Genomic DNA, 15,901 nt, shown 5'->3' with positions numbered 1-15,901 from the left:
ACGCACGATGCCCGTCAGCGACCATCAACTGATCGAAGCGTGGAAAGAAGTGCTCACGCTCTCGCGCCTCGAAGCCGGCCAGACCGTCACGATCCTCACGAGCGTCGCCACGCATGCGCAAACACTCGCGTGCGCGCTGATCGCCACGCAGTCGATGGGCGCGATCGTCAACCGGCTCGACCTGCCGCCCGTGAACGGCGAGAAAGCCTTCAGCCGCGACTCGCTCGCATGGCTCGGCACCACGCCGCTCACGGGCAATCACGCGGCCATCGCGGCGCTCAAGGCGAGCGATCTCGTGCTCGATCTGATGACGCTGCTCTTTTCGCCCGAGCAGCACGACATCCTCAAGTCGGGCACGAAAATCCTGCTCGCCGTCGAGCCGCCCGAGGTGCTCGCGCGTCTCGTGCCGACGCTGGAAGATCGCGAGCGCGTGCTGGCCGCCGCGAAAAAAATCGGCGCGGCGCGCGAGATGCGCGTGAGTTCGCCCGCGGGCACGGCGCTCGTGTGTCCGCTCGGCGAATTCGGTCCGACCGCCGAATACGGCTTCGTCGACGAACCGGGCCGCTGGGATCACTGGCCGAGCGGTTTCGCGCTCACGTATCCCGACGACCGCACCGCGCACGGCACCATCGTGATCGATCGCGGCGACATCCTGCTGCCGCAAAAGCGCTACGTGACGGAGCCGATCGTGCTGACCGTCGAAGGCGGCTACGCGACGAAGATCGAAGGCGGCGTCGACGCCGCGCTGCTGCGCGATTACATGGAAACGTTCAACGATCCCGAAGGCTACGCGATCTCGCACATCGGCTGGGGCTTGCAGCCGCGCGCGCGCTGGTCGACGCTCGGCCTCTACGATCGCGAGGCGACCATCGGCATGGACGCGCGCGCGTTCGAAGGCAACTTCCTGTTCTCTCTCGGGCCGAACAACGAAGGCGGCGGCTCGCGCACCACGACCTGCCATATCGACATTCCGCTGCGCAACTGCACCGTCAAGCTCGACGACGACACCGTCGTGCGCGACGGCCGCATCGTGCGCTGAGCGCCCATTCATACGCAGAACATCTGACATGAACGATCACGCACATCACGGCGATCACGCCGAAGCCGCCGTCTATCGCCAGCAAGGTTTCGGCACGCCGCTGCCCGTGAAGGGCAACATCGGCCTGCTCATCATCGACTTCGTGGTGGGCTTCGCGGACCCGAACACCTTCGGCGGCGGCAATATCGCGCCCGCCATCGCCCGCACGCAAACCGCGCTCGCGCTCGCACGCGAACAGGGCTGGCCGGTCGCGCACAGCCGCATCGTCTACGCGGCCGACGGTAGCGACGACAACGTGTTCTCGCTGAAAGTGCCGGGCATGGCCACGCTCACCGAGGACCATCCGAACAGCGCGATCGTGCCCGAGCTGACGCCCGCGCGCGGCGAACTCGTGGTGCGCAAGACCGTGCCCTCGGCGTTCTTCGGCACGCAACTCGCGCCGTGGCTCGCGCAGCGCGCGGTGCAGACGCTGCTGGTCGCCGGCGCGGTGACGAGCGGCTGCGTGCGCGCGAGCGTCGTCGATGCGATGTCGCATGGCTTCCGCCCGCTCGTGCTCTCCGATTGCGTGGGCGACCGCGCGATCGAGCCGCACAACGCCAACCTCTTCGACATGCAGCAGAAGTACGCGGCCGTGATGCCGCTCGACGAGGCCATTGCCGCGATCGAGGCCGCGCGGCGCTGAACGCGGCTCGCTGGTCGTGCATTCGCCGCTCGTCGTTTGACGTGTGTTTTTTGGCGACGTAGCGTCACGTACACGCGCTCGCACGAAGACGCGATCAACGCAAGTCCCGCCCGACGTCACGCGCGCCGCCACAGGAACTCTCTGCCGTGAACCGCTCCGAACTGCTCGCGCGCGCGAGCTGCCTCACCGTCGTGCGCCAGCCCGCACCGCCCGTCAAGCCCGCGCCCGGCCAGCCGGGCAGCCTCTCGTCGTTCGTGCCCGAGGTGCCGGAAGTGTTCGTCGCCGTGCTCGACGACGGCCGCATTCTCGCGTTCAACGGTCACGTCGATCTCGGCACGGGCATCCGCACCTCGCTCGCGCAGATCGTCGCCGAGGAACTCGACGTGCCCGCCGCGCGCGTGGCGATGCAGCTCGGTCATACCGCCGCCACGCCGAATCAGGGGCCGACCATCGCGAGCGCCTCGATCCAGATTTCGGCCACGCCGCTGCGTTGCGCGGCGGCGCAGGCGCGCCTCGCGCTGCTCGAACTCGCGGCGCAGCACTTTGGCGCGCCCGTCGACGCCCTCGCGACCGACAACGCCGAAGTCTTTTTCGCCGATGCCGATCACGCCAACACCGGGGACAAGCCCGGCGACACGCGCCGCGTGAGCTTCGCGCAACTCGTCGCGGGCCGCCGCATCGCGCTCGATCTCGATCTCAAGGTCGCGGTCAAGGATCCGTCGACATATCGCGTGATCGGCAAGTCGTTGCCGCGCGTGGACATTCCCGCGAAGGCCACGGGCGCGCTCACCTTCGTGCACGACATGCGCGTGCCCGGCATGCTGCACGGCCGCGTCGTGCGCCCGCCCTATCACGGCATCGACAGCGGCGCGTTCGTCGGCAAGCTGCTCGAACATGTCGATCGCGAATCGGTCGCGCATGTGCCGGGGCTGCGCGCCGTGGTCGTGAGCGGCGACTTCGTCGGCGTGGTCTGCGAGCGCGAGGAGCAAGCCATCCGCGCGGCGCGCGAGCTGCGCGTGACGTGGAAGCCGATGCCCGCGCTGCCCTCGCTCGACGATCCCGGCGCGGCCATCCTCGCCGCGCCGGCCACGCGCCGCCCGCTGCTCGAAGAAGGCGATGTCGACGCTGCGCGCACGGCGCCCGGCGCGCTCACCCTCACGCGCACTTACGTGTGGCCGTATCAGATGCACGGTTCGATCGGACCGTCGTGCGCGCTCGCCGATTATCGCGAGCCGGGCGCGGGGCGCATCACCGTGTGGTCGGGCACGCAGAACCCGGTCTCGCTGCGCTACGACCTCGCGACGCTCATGGGCCGCGACGAGGCCGACATCGACATCGTCCGCATGGAAGCCGCGGGCTGCTACGGCCGCAATTGCGCCGACGACGTCTGCGGCGACGCGCTGCTGCTCTCACGCGCGGTACAGGCGCCCGTGCGCGTGCAGCTCACGCGCGCCGACGAGCACGCATGGGAACCCAAGGGTACGGGTCAGGTGGTCGAAGTGACCGGCACGGTCTCGCGCGAAGGCCGCATGACGGGCTACGACTTTCGCACGCGCTATCCGTCGAACGACGCGCCGCTGCTCGCCGCGCTGCTCACGGGCGTCGTGCCGGGCGAGCAGCCGCGCGTGTTCGAAATGGGCGATCGCACGGCTGTCTCGCCGTATGTGAGCGAGAACCGCCGCTTTGTCTGCGACGATCTCGCGCCGCTCGTGCGCTCGTCGTGGTTTCGCGGCGTCTCCGCGCTGCCTAATTCATTCGCGCACGATGCGTTCGCCGACGAACTCGCGGCGCAAGCCGGCGTCGATCCACTCGACTTTCGGCTGCGTCATCTGCAGGATGCACGCGCCGCCGAATTGCTCGAAGCGGTTGCGCAACGTGCGGGCTGGAAGGCGCGCGTGACACGCGCCGCGTTGCCGAACGACACCGAGCGCCACGCACGCGGACGCGGCATCGCTTACGCGCGCTACGTGCATAGCCGCTTCCCGGGCTTCGGCGCGGCGTGGTCGGCGTGGGTGGTCGATCTCGTGGTGGACCGCGTGACCGGCGAGGTGCGCGTGGAGCGTCTCACCGTGGGTCAGGACACGGGCACGATGGTGAATCCGGACGGCGTGCGTCATCAGATTCACGGCAATGTGATTCAGGTGCTGAGCCGCTCGCTGAAGGAGCGCGTACGCTTCGCCGATGGCAAGGTGGCGAGCCGCGAATGGGGCAGCTACCCCATCCTGACCTTCCCCGAACTGCCCGCCGTGGACGTGGTGCTGATGCCGCGCCAGGGCGAGCCGCCGATGGGCGCGGGCGAGTCGGCCTCGGTGCCGGGACCGGCCGCGCTGGCGAATGCGATTTTCGATGCGACCGGCGTGCGCTTCTACGCGCCGCCCTTTACGCCCGACACGATCCGCGCAGGCTTGCGCGCGGCGGGCCAGTTACTCGACGCGCGCCACGCGGAGGCGGTGAGCGCGCGTTAATCGTGCGCCCGCTTATCGCGCGCTATTTACAACCTTATTCGCCGTCCGACTCCATCATCTTGCGCAGCAAAAACAGCAGCGCCACGCGCTCGCCCGCATTGAGTTCGCCGTAGGTGCGCTCGGTCACCTGCTTCGCGAACGGCACCGTGCGCTCGATGAGCGCGAGCCCGGCGGGCGTGGCGCGGACGAGCAGCTTGCGGCCGTCGTTGGGGTCGGGCAGCACTTCGATGAGCGCGCGCGACTTCAGGCGCTCGACCACGCCGCGAATGGTGGCCTGGTCGATGGCCGTGGTCTTGACGATGTCGTTGAGCGAGCAGCCCTGCTTTTCCTTCACGGCGCACAGCGTGACGAACTGCGCGGCGGTGAGGTCGGAATCGGGAATGGCTTCCTGGAAGATCGAAACGTGACGCTGATAGGCGCGGCGCAGCAGATGGCCCACCTGATCGTGGAAGTCGTATGAGTCCTTGGGAGACGGCATGAAGGTTCGGCCCGAAACGGCTTGTTGGCGAAAAAATGTAGTGTACACCTTAGACATTCACGTTCGATACGCACACCTTCTCGCCATTTGCGTTCGATCATCCGCGCATTCGTCGCGCCGACGCAGGGTCGGAAACGAACGAACGTTCCACAAGGCGTGCGAGACGCAGGATTCGCGCCCGATTCGATCCAGCGTCATCGCTACTAATTCGAGCGTATTCGCACAAATTTAGTGCTGAACGAGCACCATCTTCCGGCACGAACATGATTACCTTTAAGGCACGAAATCACCTTATTTACAGGCTGAAATCCTCGCGGCGACACGCCTGATGAAAACCCCTATCCGCTTTCATCGGCAAGAATATTTAGAGCGTATACGCTTATATTTTGACATGCTATACAGTCATCTGTGAGCGCTCGATGTGTGCACGCATCGGACGACTAACTTCCATCCGCTTCATCCCACCAGGGAGCCTTCCATGTCAACCGTGCAATCCGGCAGCGCCACACTTTCACCTGCCGGCGCCCAACACGGCGAGCTATACCGCAAGGTCACGTTCCGCCTCATCACGATCTTTTGTCTGTGTTATTTCGCGGCCTACCTGGACCGGATCAACATCGGCCTCGCGAAGCTGCAGATGCTCGACGCGCTCAAGTTCAGCGACACGATCTACGGTCTCGGCGCCGGCCTGTTCTTCGCGGGCTACATCCTCTTCGAGGTGCCGAGCAACCTGATTCTGCAGCGCGTGGGCGCGAAGCTGTGGATCGCGCGCATCATGATCACGTGGGGCATTCTGTCCGGCGCGACGATGTTCGTGACCACGCCGATGCAGTTCTACATCGTGCGCTTCCTGCTGGGCGTGGCCGAAGCGGGCTTCCTGCCCGGCGTGCTGCTGTACCTCACGCAGTGGTATCCGGATGCACGGCGCGCGCGCATCGTCGCGCTGTTCATGGTCGGTCTGCCGCTCTCCAGCATGATCGGCAGCCCGATCTCGGGCTGGATCATGCGCTTCTTCGACGGCGCGCACGGTCTCGGCGGCTGGCAATGGCTGTTCTTCATCGAGGCGCTGCCTTCGGTGCTGCTCGGTCTCGCGATCCTGCGCTGGCTGCCCAACAACATCGAATCAGCGAAATGGCTCGACGCGCAGGAAAAGAAGACCTTGCGCGCGAATCTCGATGCCGATCCCACCGGCGGCAAGAGTCACGCGCTCGGCAAAGCCTTCGTCGATCCGAAAGTGTGGGCGCTCGGCCTGATCGATCTGTGCGTGCTGCTCGGCCTCTACGCCGTGAGTTTCTGGCTGCCGACGATCCTGCGCGACACCGGCGTGAAAGACACCTACACGATCGGCTGGCTGATGGCCGTGCCCAACGCCGCCGCCGTGATCGCCACGCTCTGGTGCGGCGCGAGTTCGGACCGTCTGCGCGAACGCCGCTGGCATATCGTCGTGCCCTTCCTCGTTTCGGCCGTGGCGCTGGCCGTCGCGGCGGGCGGCTCGCACGGCACGCTGTCGACCGTGCTGCTGTTCTCGCTCGTGAACGCGGGCGCGGCGGCGGCCATGCCGGTCGTATGGTCTTTGCCCTCGACGTTTCTCAAGGGCTCGGCGGCGGCAGGCGGCATCGCGTTTGCATGCTCGATCGCGAATCTGGGCGGCTTCGGCAGCACCTATTTCATCGGCTGGCTGCGCGATACGTTCCATTCGCAAAGCGCGGGGCTCTATGGTTTCGCCCTGTGCATGGTGATCGGCTGCGCGCTTGCGCTTTCGTATCCGAAGCAGGTCGTCAACCGTTGATGACAACCACGGCGTGGCGCGTGCGAATGCATTGAAACTGGCGCTTTAAGCGCGACGTATCACACAACACGAAGTCTGAAGAATACGCATCGCCGCCTTTCCCCGGGCGGCGATGCGTTTTTCATTGGACGCAAACATTCAGCAGCACGCATCAATCGTGCGAGCACGATCGTTCATACGCATCGCGCATCGACGGCACATGTATCGCGCATCCACGGGAAAAAATGCGTCCTTGCCCGGATGGACTTATCGCGGCATCCATGCCAGATTGCCTTTTCATGTGCGCCATCCACGACGATGGCGCGCGGCTTCACTCACAACGGGGGACAGTGTGCAGCCTTTCGTCGACGCCCCTGCCCACGCAGGCTGAATGACGATGAGCATCGATTGCGCCAGCCCGCCGCGCATCGTCGTGCTCGGCGCGGGGCCCGCGGGCGCCGCCGTCGCGCGCGCACTCGCCACGCTCGGCTATGTTGTGCAGGTGGTCAGCGACTGGCGCCGTTTCGATGCGGTCGAGTCGCTGTCTGCACGCGTCATCGAAGGCTTGCGTCACGCGAATCTGCATCGCGCCGCCAGCTGCGCGATCGGACCTTGCACGCGCACCACGCTCTGGAACGGTGCCCTGAAACGCTTAACGCAGAGTTTCTCGTCGAGCGCCGCGCGTTCGACCGGGCGCTGCGCGACGACCTGCGCAGCGTAGGCGTCGACGTGATCGAAGCGAATGTGCGGACGCTGCAATCGTCGTCGAGCGGCCACGATCTGATGATCGATACCGCTGACGGCCCGCTTTCGCTGCGCGCCGATTTTCTCGTCGAAGCGCGCGGGCGACTCGCGCCCCTCATGCGTGACGCCACGCGCGGCCCGCAAACGCTCAGCCTGCTCAATAGCTGGGACGGCCAGCCCGGTCGCGCGGCTTGCGCCGTCGAAAGTCTCCAGGACGGCTGGGCGTGGATGGCGCGCCTGCCCGACGGCCGCTGTTACTGGCAAATGACGCTCGACGTGGCGAGCGCGGAACTGCCGCAACGCGACGAGTTGCTCGCGTTTTGCGCGCGCATGCGCCACGCGCCGCTCGCCGGCGACTTCTTCGCGGGCGACACCGACACCGACGCGCGTCTCTACGCGCGCAGCAGCACGGCCACGCTCTGCGGACGCACGGCCGCAAGCAACTGGCTGCGCGTCGGCGACGCGGCCATGGCCGTCGATCCGCTCGCGGGCAACGGCATCTTCCAGTCGCTGTCCACGGCCTTGCAGGCGCCCGCCGTGATCCACACGCTGCTGCGCTGCCCCGAACGCGCGCCGCTTGCGCTGCGCTTTCATCAGCAACGTATCGAACAGTTGTTCACGCGATTCGCGCGCGCCGGACGTGACGTCTACGCACTCGAACTGCGCTGGGCCTTACGCCCGTTCTGGGAAACGCGCCGCATCTGGCCCGATGACGAACCCTCGCAATCGAGCGCCGATTTCAGCCAGCTCGTGATCGAACGCGCGCCCGTGATCGACGGCGATCTGATCGCCGAAGCCGAGGTGGTCGTCACGCCGGATCAGCCGCTCGGCGTCTGGCATTTGCAAGGCGTGCCGCTCGCGCCCATCGTCGAAGCCTTGCGCAAACAGCCCGCCGAACAGGTTCTCAAATCGCTCGATGCGGAGCAGGCGCGCATGGTGCGCCACTGGCTTTCCGCGCACGGCTATCCGCAGCCTTTCGCGTGAGGGTTCGGTGTCGCGATTCAGTGTCGTGATTCAGGTCTTTCATTGCGTCACGCTTCCGCCATTTTCATCACGCGAACTGAAACGTCTGGCGCGTTTGTTTCGCGAATGTGCACATGCACAGCTCGCGGACGTCAATTGCGCAGGATGGCGCCATCGCTTTCGCATCCTCTCTATACTCGTGCGCGTGTCCGGGCCAGTCTGCCGCGCACGTAAGCATCCGTCTGATCACGCAGAGTTCCGCCACCGCTCGCCGTCTTCGCCACGCCGCCACGCGGCGCGCGAGACCTCGCGGCTGCGGCGTGACTTCCTCGCTGTTTTTCTTCCCTGCTTGAACCAGGAGAGCCGCAGATGAGCACGTTCACCACTCGCGATGGCACGTCGATTTTTTATAAGGACTGGGGCAGCGGACGCCCGGTCGTCTTCTCGCACGGCTGGCCGTTGTCCGCCGATGCGTGGGACGCGCAGATGCTCTTTCTCGTGCAGAAAGGCTTTCGCACCATCGCCCACGATCGGCGCGGCCACGGCCGCTCGGACCAGCCCGCCAAGGGCAACGACATGGACACCTGGGCCGACGACCTCGCCGAGCTGCTCGACAAGCTCGACGTGAAGGACGCCACGCTCGTCGGCCATTCGACGGGCGGCGGCGAAGTTGCGCATTACATCGGCCGTCACGGCACGAAGCGCGTGGCAGGCGCGGTGCTGATCGGCGCGGTGCCGCCGATCATGATCAAGAGCGAGAAGAATCCGGGCGGCCTGCCGAAGGAAGTGTTCGACAACATCCGCAAGGGCGTCGTCGACAACCGCTCGCAATTCTTCCAGGATCTCGCGGTGCCGTTCTTCGGCTTCAATCGCGAAGGCGCGAAAGTCTCGCAAGGCACGATCGATTCGTTCTGGCAACAAGGCATGTGGGGCGGCATCCTCGCGCTTTATGAATGCGTGCACGAATTCTCGGAAGTCGATTACACCGAGGATCTGAAGAAGTTCGACGTGCCCACGCTGATCCTGCATGGCGACGACGACCAGATCGTGCCGATCGACGACGCGGGCAAGCTCTCGGCGAAGATCGTCAAGGACGCCACGCTCAAGATCTATCCAGGCGCGCCGCACGGCATGTGCACGACGGAAGCCGACAAGGTCAACGCGGATTTGCTGGCGTTTTTGAATCGCGGGTGAAAGCGCGCTTTATCCATGCGGCCCGACGCCCACCGTGCGCTCAGCGGCCGCGACGAAACAGGCGCGCCGCCTCGCGGCGGCCGCTTTTTCGCGTCCAGACCTCCCGACCGATCGCCATGGCCCGCGCTTGCCGCATGCGGGCGAGACCGCCGGCATCGAGCGCAGTGAGACGTTTGCATACGGTCGGCTGGCAATCAGGCCGCTCATGCTGCCACGACCGTCTGATCGGGAACAAAACGCGACTACCGACAACGACCTGACGAGCGCGACGCACACCGGTGGCCGTCCTGCCAAACCGCGTCGGAGAGATCGGCTTCCGACCATTCGACATTGGTGAATTGGCCGTCGCGTGAGGCATTGGTGAAATCCGCAGTGGCATGCGTGTTGGGCGGGACGACCCTGTTCGGTCGGACAGCCGCTGCCCTCGCCTTTTGCGGCATTTGAGGGGAGCCGAGGTTGAGTTCGGCTTTCGCGCCGCGCCCCACCTGAGCAATTCGGCATTCACGAACAACCGCCATCGGATCGCCCCATCGATCTACCCCCAATAATTTTTCCGCACCGCAACACGACGAACACCCGTCGAATACCCCACTAAACGACCAGGAAAACGACGCCGCAAATGATCTGTCCCGGAAAAAAATTCTTCTATAAGACTCATCGATTCGGTCGGCTTTTCGCAAGGGTCTTTACCAGCTTGACAGAGAATCGGGGGCCAAAACGAAAAAGGGCTCGCAGGGCCGCCAGAGGGCGGTCAACAGCCCGATTTCCCTTATGCGACGGCCATTTGGCGCGATAACGTTTTCAGCGCCGACGCCGCCCGAAGGCGGCAAACGCGACGACTTCGCGACGAAACGACGCCACGCAACGCAATTTCACGATATGAAATCCGTGTTCGATTGGCCCCCGGACCGCTCCAAAATCAGGCAAAATCCAGGTGTTTCGCCGACTGCGCGCAGCCGGTGGTGTCACCACCCTGTTTGAGAACCCGCCAAGAAGCCGATGAGTACCCAGCAACCCACCATCATCTATACCCTGACCGATGAAGCGCCGCTGCTCGCCACCAGCGCGTTTCTGCCGATCATCCGCACCTTCGCTGCGCCGGCCGGCGTGAACGTCGAGACCAGCGATATTTCCGTGGCGGGCCGTATCCTCGGCGAGTTTCCGGAATTCCTCACGGAAGACCAGCGCGTGCCCGACAACCTGGCTGAACTGGGTCGTCTGACGCAACTGCCGGAAACCAACATCATCAAGCTGCCGAACATCAGCGCATCGGTGCCGCAGCTCGTCGCCGCGATCAAGGAACTGCAGGGCAAGGGCTACAAGATCCCCGACTTCCCCGAAGATCCGAAGACCGACGAAGAAAAGGCGATCCAGAAGCGTTATTCGAAGTGCCTCGGCTCGGCCGTGAATCCGGTCCTGCGTGAAGGCAACTCGGACCGCCGCGCGCCGCTGGCCGTCAAGAACTACGCGAAGAAGCACCCGCACAGCATGGGCGAGTGGAGCATGGCTTCGCGCACGCACGTCGCGCACATGAAGCATGGCGACTTCTACCACGGCGAAAAATCGATCACGACTGACAAGGCGCGCGAAGTGCGCATGGAACTCGTGACGAAGAGCGGCGAGACCATCGTCCTCAAGCCGAAGGTTGCGCTGCAGGCCGGCGAAATCGTCGACAGCATGTTCATGAGCAAGAAGGCCCTGCTGGCTTTCTACGAAGACCAGATGGAAGACGCGCGCAAGACGGGCATCATGCTCTCGCTGCACGTGAAGGCGACCATGATGAAGGTCTCGCACCCGATCGTGTTCGGCCACGCCGTGCGCACGTTCTACAAGGACGCGTTCGCGAAGCACGCCAAGCTGTTCGAACAACTGGGCGTGAACGTCAACAACGGTCTCGTCGATCTGTACACGAAGATCGAAGCGCTGCCGGAATCGCAACGCGAAGAAGTCATCCGCGACATGCACGCGTGCCACGAGCACCGTCCGGCGCTGGCGATGGTCGATTCGGCCAAGGGCATCTCGAACCTGCACGCACCGAACGACGTGATCGTCGACGCCTCGATGCCCGCAATGATCCGCGCAGGCGGCAAGATGTGGGGCGCCGACGGCCGTCCGGCCGACACGAAGTGCCTGATTCCGGAAAGCACGTTCGCGCGCATCTACCAGGAAATCATCAACTTCTGCAAGACCAACGGCGCATTCGACCCGAAGACCATGGGCACGGTGCCGAACGTCGGTCTGATGGCGCAGAAGGCTGAAGAGTACGGTTCGCACGACAAGACCTACGAAATCCCGCAGGACGGCACGGCGCGCATCGTCGACAACGCCACGGGCGAAGTGCTCGACGCGCTCACGCAGCCGGTCGAGCAAGGCGACATCTGGCGCATGTGCCTCGTGAAGGACGCGCCGATCCGCGACTGGGTCAAGCTCGCCGTCACGCGCGCGAAGAACTCGAACACGCCGGCCGTGTTCTGGCTCGACCCGTATCGTCCGCACGAAAACGAAGTGATCAAGAAGGTCGAAACGTACCTGAAGGATTACGACCTGACGGGCCTCGACATCCAGATCATGTCGCAAGTCCGCGCGATGCGTTACACGCTCGAACGCGTGATCCGCGGCCTGGACACGATCTCGGTCACCGGCAACATCCTGCGCGACTACCTGACCGACCTGTTCCCGATCATGGAACTGGGCACGTCGGCGAAGATGCTCTCGATCGTTCCGCTGATGGCCGGCGGCGGCATGTACGAAACGGGCGCGGGCGGTTCGGCGCCGAAGCACGTGCAGCAGCTGGTTCAGGAAGACCACCTGCGCTGGGACTCGCTCGGCGAATTCCTCGCGCTGGCCGTCTCGCTGGAAGACCTCGGCATCAAGACGAACAACGCGCGCGCCAAGCTGCTCGCGAAGACGCTCGACGCCGCAACCGGCAAGCTGCTCGACAACAACAAGGGCCCGTCGCCGAAGACCGGCGAGCTGGACAACCGCGGCAGCCAGTTCTATCTGTCGCTGTTCTGGGCGCAAGAACTGGCCGCGCAGAAGGACGACGCGGAACTCGCTGCTCACTTCGCGCCGCTCGCGAAGGCACTGGCCGAAAACGAGCAGAAGATCGTCGCCGAACTGGCCGCCGTTCAGGGCAAGCCGGTCGACATCGGCGGCTACTACAAGCCCGACTTCGCGAAGCTCGCGGAAGTCATGCGTCCGAGCAAGACGTTCAACGACGCGCTCGCAACCGCAGCAAAGTAAGTGATTTCATGCGCCCCGCGCTTCGTGGGGCGTCGTGAGTTTCACGCAAAACGCCCTTGCAGCCTCACGCTGCAAGGGCGTTTTTTATGCCTCGATAATTCGTTCGCGATGCTTACTTTTTCGCCAACGCGATTTCATAGCGGATATGACCGCTACGCGAGGCGATCCGGTCGTACACCGCCTGCGCCGCCTCGTTCGCGTCGTTCGTGATCCAGTAAATGCGAAACCAGTTCTCGCGCTCGCCGATCTCGCGCAGGCGCTCGATGAAAGCCGTGGCCACGCCCTTTCTGCGTCCCTGCGGCGCCACGTAAAGATCTTCCAGATAGCAGACCGTCTGATCGCTCCAGGTGTTCGGATGCAGCACGTAGTTGCACAGACCCAGCGGCTCGCCGTCCTCCCCGTGCGCGATCAGCGCGTGAATCGGTTCCGCCGGATCGGCGATACGCGCCCACGTGCGCGCATTCACGCGCTCGTCGAGCGTCACCTCGTAGTGGCGGCAATAGGCCTGCCAGAGCGCGAGCCACTCGGCGTGATCGGCGGCCTCGACGGGACGGATGGCGAAATCGGCGGACGGCACGAACGGGCTCCTGGTGATGGAAAACACGGGCGGCGGGCCTTCATCGTAACCCATCGATTAACGATGCCGCCGACGCCTCGCACTGGACGTCAGCCGCGCAAGCCGTTATGCTGAAATCATTCATTTCGATGACTTCCACAATCTGAAATCATGCCCGCCGATATCAGGACAATCGACCTGAACCTGCTGCGCGCGCTCGACGCCCTGCTCGACGAACGCAACGTCACGCGCGCCGCGCGCCGTCTCGCGCTCACGCAGCCCGCCGTGAGCGGCATGCTCGTGCGCCTGCGCGAAGCCTTCGACGATCCCCTGTTCATCCGCACGCAACGCGGCATCGCGCCGACGCTGCGCGCGCTCGAACTCGTCGCGCCGCTCAAGCAGATTCTCGGCGAAGTGGAAACGCTGCTGACGCCGCAAGCCTTCGATCCCGCGAGCGCCGACTTCACGCTGACGCTCGCCGCCACCGACTATGCGCTGCAGGCCGTGGTCGCGCCGTATCTCGCGGTGTTGCGTCGCGAAGCGCCGGGCATTCGCGTGGCCGTGGTGCTGGTGCAGGACCCGTCGCTGCATGCGCAACTGGCGCGCGGCGACGTCGACGTGGCGCTCGTCACGCCCGAAAGCACGCCCGCCGATCTGCACGCGCGGCGTCTGTTCGACGAACGCTACGTCTGCGTGATGCGCGCCGATCATCCCGACGCCGCGCGCGGACGCATCACGCTCGCGCGTTTCTGCGCGCTCGATCACGCCCTGGTGTCGTACACGGGCGGCAGCTTTCACGGCGTCACCGACGAAGCGCTCGCGCAGCATGGCCGCGCGCGCCGCGTCGCGCTCTCGGTCACGAGTTTTCTCGTGCTGCCCGAAATCCTGCGCGCAAGCGATCTGATCGCCGTGGTCCCGCAGCGGCTCGCGCAACGCGCCGAAGGTCTCGCCGTGCTGCCCGCGCCGCTGGAAATTCCGGGCTTCACCAAGACCGCCGCGTGGCATGAACGCACGCATCGCGATCCAGCGCGGCGCTGGGCACGCGCGTTGCTGTTCGAAACCTGCGAATCGCTTCGCGCCACGGCCGCGGCCTAGCGGTGCGAACAACGCGATTTAAGCGATTCGTCCAGCATTCGATCCTGCTTGCGGATGCAGCCGTGGTGCAGTCATTTCGAAAGGCCGCGCTGCACCCGATCCGCGCATCATGCGAACATTGCGCCGGCACATAACTCGCGTTCCGCGTACGCCTGGCGTTAGAATCGAAACTCTCTTTTCTTCACTTCGCCCTCATCCATGCTTCGACCTTCTGCACCGGAAAACGAAGCCGAGCGTGTGGAAATTCTGCGGTCGTTCCAGTTACTCGACACCCAGCCCGAGGAACGCTTCGATCGCATTACGCGCCTCGCACGACGACTGTTCAACGTTCCCATCGCGGCGGTCACGCTCGTCGATACGCGGCGTCAATGGTTCAAGTCGCATCCCGGCCTCGACGTTTCCGAAACGCCGCGCGACGTCTCGTTCTGCGGCCACGCGATTCTCGGCGACGACCTCTTCTTCGTCAGCGACGCGCGAACGGACGTGCGCTTCGCCGACAACCCGCTCGTCACCGGTGCGCCGAACATCCGCTTCTATGCAGGTTGTCCGCTGTCGGCCGGGCATCAGATGCGCATCGGCACGCTCTGCCTGATCGACGACCGGCCACGCGAATTCGACGACGAAGAACGCATCGTGCTGCGCGATCTCGCGGACATGGCGCAGGAAGAAATCGCCGCCACGCAGCTCGCGACCACCGACGAGCTTACGGGTCTCTCGAACCGGCGCGGCTTCAAGCAACTCGCCGAGCAATCGCTGCGCATGCGCCGCAGCGCGCAGCAGCCGGTCTCGCTGCTCTACCTCGACCTCAACGGCTTCAAGCAGATCAACGACACCTACGGTCATGCCGAAGGCGATCGCGCACTCGTTGCGTTCGCAACGATCATGCTGACCGCACTGGGTGAAGGCGATGTGATCGGGCGGCTCGGCGGCGACGAGTTCGCGGTCCTGCTCGGCGACGCCGACGAAGCGGGCACGCTGCACGCCATCGAACGCATCCGCTCGCAGCTCGAGGTGTTCAACCGCACGGCGCGCAAGCCCTACGAACTGCGCTGCAGCGTGGGCAACGCGGCGGGCGGCGGCGACTTCGACGGCTCGATCGACGACTTGCTGGTGCGCGCCGACACCTCCATGTATCAGCAGAAGCGCGCGACGGGCAGCGAGCGTCGCTAATCGCGTCGCTCGCCCTTCATGCGTTTTTCGCATGTTTTTCGCTGGCGCTATTTTTGTTTGCAGATGTCGAGCGATTTCCGACGGCGTATCGTCATCACACGGGGCACGCTACTTGCTTGCTTTCGGTGATTACTGAGTACGTGAGTCGGGGATCGAGATGATGAAGTCACTACACGAAGCGCGCGAGCGCACGATGCTGGCCGCGACCGGCCTGGCCGTTGGACTTGCCGCCACGGCGGCGGGCGCCGGACTCTGGTTGCGCGCGATCGGCAACGACAGCGCCGCGAATGCCGACGTTCAGTCGGCTTCGGTGGGCGCTATTCTCCTGGGCGTGTTCGTCGCCATCTGCGCGGGTCACGAAATCTGGCGTAACCGCGCGCGCTAATCCGCGTTTGCAGCGCGCAAATACCGGCTTTTGCGCGCTTCAGGCCCGCTTCCTCCATCGTCGCCAGCAGGCGCCGCGTGAATGCGCGAGCCGCCTGCTTGAGCGTTCACGCTGGCGCG

General features: G+C 64.9%; 13 protein-coding genes. 11 read left to right on the top strand and 2 right to left on the bottom strand.

Annotated elements, in window-relative coordinates:
• Positions 1–7: 7 nt before the first annotated feature.
• The 3 genes from SB764_RS19750 to SB764_RS19740 all read left to right on the top strand — a co-directional run bounded on the left by SB764_RS19750 (position 8) and on the right by SB764_RS19740 (position 4,186).
• Entirely contained in the window at positions 8–1,039 is a 1,032-nt protein-coding gene (locus tag SB764_RS19750) for a 2,5-dihydroxypyridine 5,6-dioxygenase (protein ID WP_124261340.1), read from the top strand.
• 28 nt (positions 1,040–1,067) lie between these two features.
• Positions 1,068–1,721 (top strand): isochorismatase family protein, encoded by a 654-nt coding sequence (locus SB764_RS19745; RefSeq protein ID WP_110326333.1) that lies wholly within the window; start codon positions 1,068–1,070, stop codon positions 1,719–1,721.
• A gap of 146 nt (positions 1,722–1,867) precedes the next feature.
• Complete coding sequence (locus tag SB764_RS19740) at positions 1,868–4,186, top strand: molybdopterin cofactor-binding domain-containing protein (protein ID WP_410864481.1); 2,319 nt, start codon at positions 1,868–1,870, stop codon at positions 4,184–4,186.
• A 34-nt stretch (positions 4,187–4,220) separates the two neighbouring features.
• Here the strand turns inward: SB764_RS19740 and SB764_RS19735 are convergent, their stop codons facing one another.
• On the bottom strand, positions 4,221–4,664 hold the full coding sequence (locus SB764_RS19735; protein WP_065059047.1) for a MarR family winged helix-turn-helix transcriptional regulator: 444 nt from the start codon (positions 4,662–4,664) through the stop codon (positions 4,221–4,223).
• A gap of 478 nt (positions 4,665–5,142) precedes the next feature.
• Here SB764_RS19735 and SB764_RS19730 point away from each other — a divergent pair, with 478 nt between their 5' ends.
• From SB764_RS19730 to SB764_RS19710, 5 genes are all read left to right on the top strand, one after another.
• Positions 5,143–6,453 (top strand): MFS transporter, encoded by a 1,311-nt coding sequence (locus SB764_RS19730; protein WP_065059046.1) that lies wholly within the window; start codon positions 5,143–5,145, stop codon positions 6,451–6,453.
• A gap of 376 nt (positions 6,454–6,829) precedes the next feature.
• Entirely contained in the window at positions 6,830–7,153 is a 324-nt protein-coding gene (locus SB764_RS19725) for a hypothetical protein (RefSeq protein ID WP_410864479.1), read from the top strand.
• An 8-nt stretch (positions 7,154–7,161) separates the two neighbouring features.
• Positions 7,162–8,160 carry an NAD(P)/FAD-dependent oxidoreductase gene (locus tag SB764_RS19720; RefSeq protein ID WP_410864477.1) on the top strand — a complete coding sequence of 333 codons (999 nt, stop codon included), beginning with the start codon at positions 7,162–7,164 and terminating at the stop codon, positions 8,158–8,160.
• A gap of 348 nt (positions 8,161–8,508) precedes the next feature.
• Positions 8,509–9,333, top strand: a complete 825-nt coding sequence (locus tag SB764_RS19715) for an alpha/beta fold hydrolase (RefSeq protein ID WP_410864475.1) — start codon at positions 8,509–8,511, stop codon at positions 9,331–9,333.
• A gap of 999 nt (positions 9,334–10,332) precedes the next feature.
• The gene (locus SB764_RS19710) at positions 10,333–12,576 is read left to right on the top strand and encodes an NADP-dependent isocitrate dehydrogenase (protein WP_322006933.1); all 2,244 of its coding nucleotides are present in this window, start codon (positions 10,333–10,335) and stop codon (positions 12,574–12,576) included.
• A 112-nt stretch (positions 12,577–12,688) separates the two neighbouring features.
• Here SB764_RS19710 and SB764_RS19705 read toward each other — a convergent pair whose 3' ends face one another.
• Positions 12,689–13,153, bottom strand: a complete 465-nt coding sequence (locus SB764_RS19705) for a GNAT family N-acetyltransferase (RefSeq protein ID WP_161495564.1) — start codon at positions 13,151–13,153, stop codon at positions 12,689–12,691.
• Between the two features lie 150 nt (positions 13,154–13,303).
• Here SB764_RS19705 and SB764_RS19700 point away from each other — a divergent pair, with 150 nt between their 5' ends.
• From SB764_RS19700 to SB764_RS19690, 3 genes are all read left to right on the top strand, one after another.
• Complete coding sequence (locus SB764_RS19700) at positions 13,304–14,227, top strand: LysR family transcriptional regulator (protein WP_410864472.1); 924 nt, start codon at positions 13,304–13,306, stop codon at positions 14,225–14,227.
• Positions 14,228–14,425: 198 nt separating this feature from the next.
• Positions 14,426–15,397, top strand: a complete 972-nt coding sequence (locus SB764_RS19695) for a sensor domain-containing diguanylate cyclase (protein ID WP_065059042.1) — start codon at positions 14,426–14,428, stop codon at positions 15,395–15,397.
• 157 nt (positions 15,398–15,554) lie between these two features.
• Positions 15,555–15,782 carry a hypothetical protein gene (locus tag SB764_RS19690; RefSeq protein ID WP_237181923.1) on the top strand — a complete coding sequence of 76 codons (228 nt, stop codon included), beginning with the start codon at positions 15,555–15,557 and terminating at the stop codon, positions 15,780–15,782.
• Positions 15,783–15,901: the final 119 nt, after the last annotated feature.

The organism is Paraburkholderia sp. SIMBA_027 (assembly GCF_046535315.1).
In the GTDB taxonomy this organism is placed as follows: Bacteria; Pseudomonadota; Gammaproteobacteria; order Burkholderiales; family Burkholderiaceae; genus Paraburkholderia; species Paraburkholderia tropica.
Note: the sequence above shows the minus strand (reverse complement) of the source record. Positions and strands in the feature narration are given on the sequence as shown.

Excerpts from the sequence above, each read along its gene's own strand:
- SB764_RS19750 (WP_124261340.1), top strand. The coding sequence starts at position 8 with ATGCCCGTCAGCGACCATCAACTGATCGAAGCGTGGAAAGAAGTGCTC.
- SB764_RS19745 (WP_110326333.1), top strand. The coding sequence starts at position 1,068 with ATGAACGATCACGCACATCACGGCGATCACGCCGAAGCCGCCGTCTAT.
- SB764_RS19735 (WP_065059047.1), bottom strand. The coding sequence starts at position 4,664 with ATGCCGTCTCCCAAGGACTCATACGACTTCCACGATCAGGTGGGCCAT.
- SB764_RS19730 (WP_065059046.1), top strand. The coding sequence starts at position 5,143 with ATGTCAACCGTGCAATCCGGCAGCGCCACACTTTCACCTGCCGGCGCC.
- SB764_RS19725 (WP_410864479.1), top strand. The coding sequence starts at position 6,830 with ATGAGCATCGATTGCGCCAGCCCGCCGCGCATCGTCGTGCTCGGCGCG.
- SB764_RS19715 (WP_410864475.1), top strand. The coding sequence starts at position 8,509 with ATGAGCACGTTCACCACTCGCGATGGCACGTCGATTTTTTATAAGGAC.
- SB764_RS19710 (WP_322006933.1), top strand. The coding sequence starts at position 10,333 with ATGAGTACCCAGCAACCCACCATCATCTATACCCTGACCGATGAAGCG.
- SB764_RS19700 (WP_410864472.1), top strand. The coding sequence starts at position 13,304 with ATGCCCGCCGATATCAGGACAATCGACCTGAACCTGCTGCGCGCGCTC.
- SB764_RS19695 (WP_065059042.1), top strand. The coding sequence starts at position 14,426 with ATGCTTCGACCTTCTGCACCGGAAAACGAAGCCGAGCGTGTGGAAATT.
- SB764_RS19690 (WP_237181923.1), top strand. The coding sequence starts at position 15,555 with ATGATGAAGTCACTACACGAAGCGCGCGAGCGCACGATGCTGGCCGCG.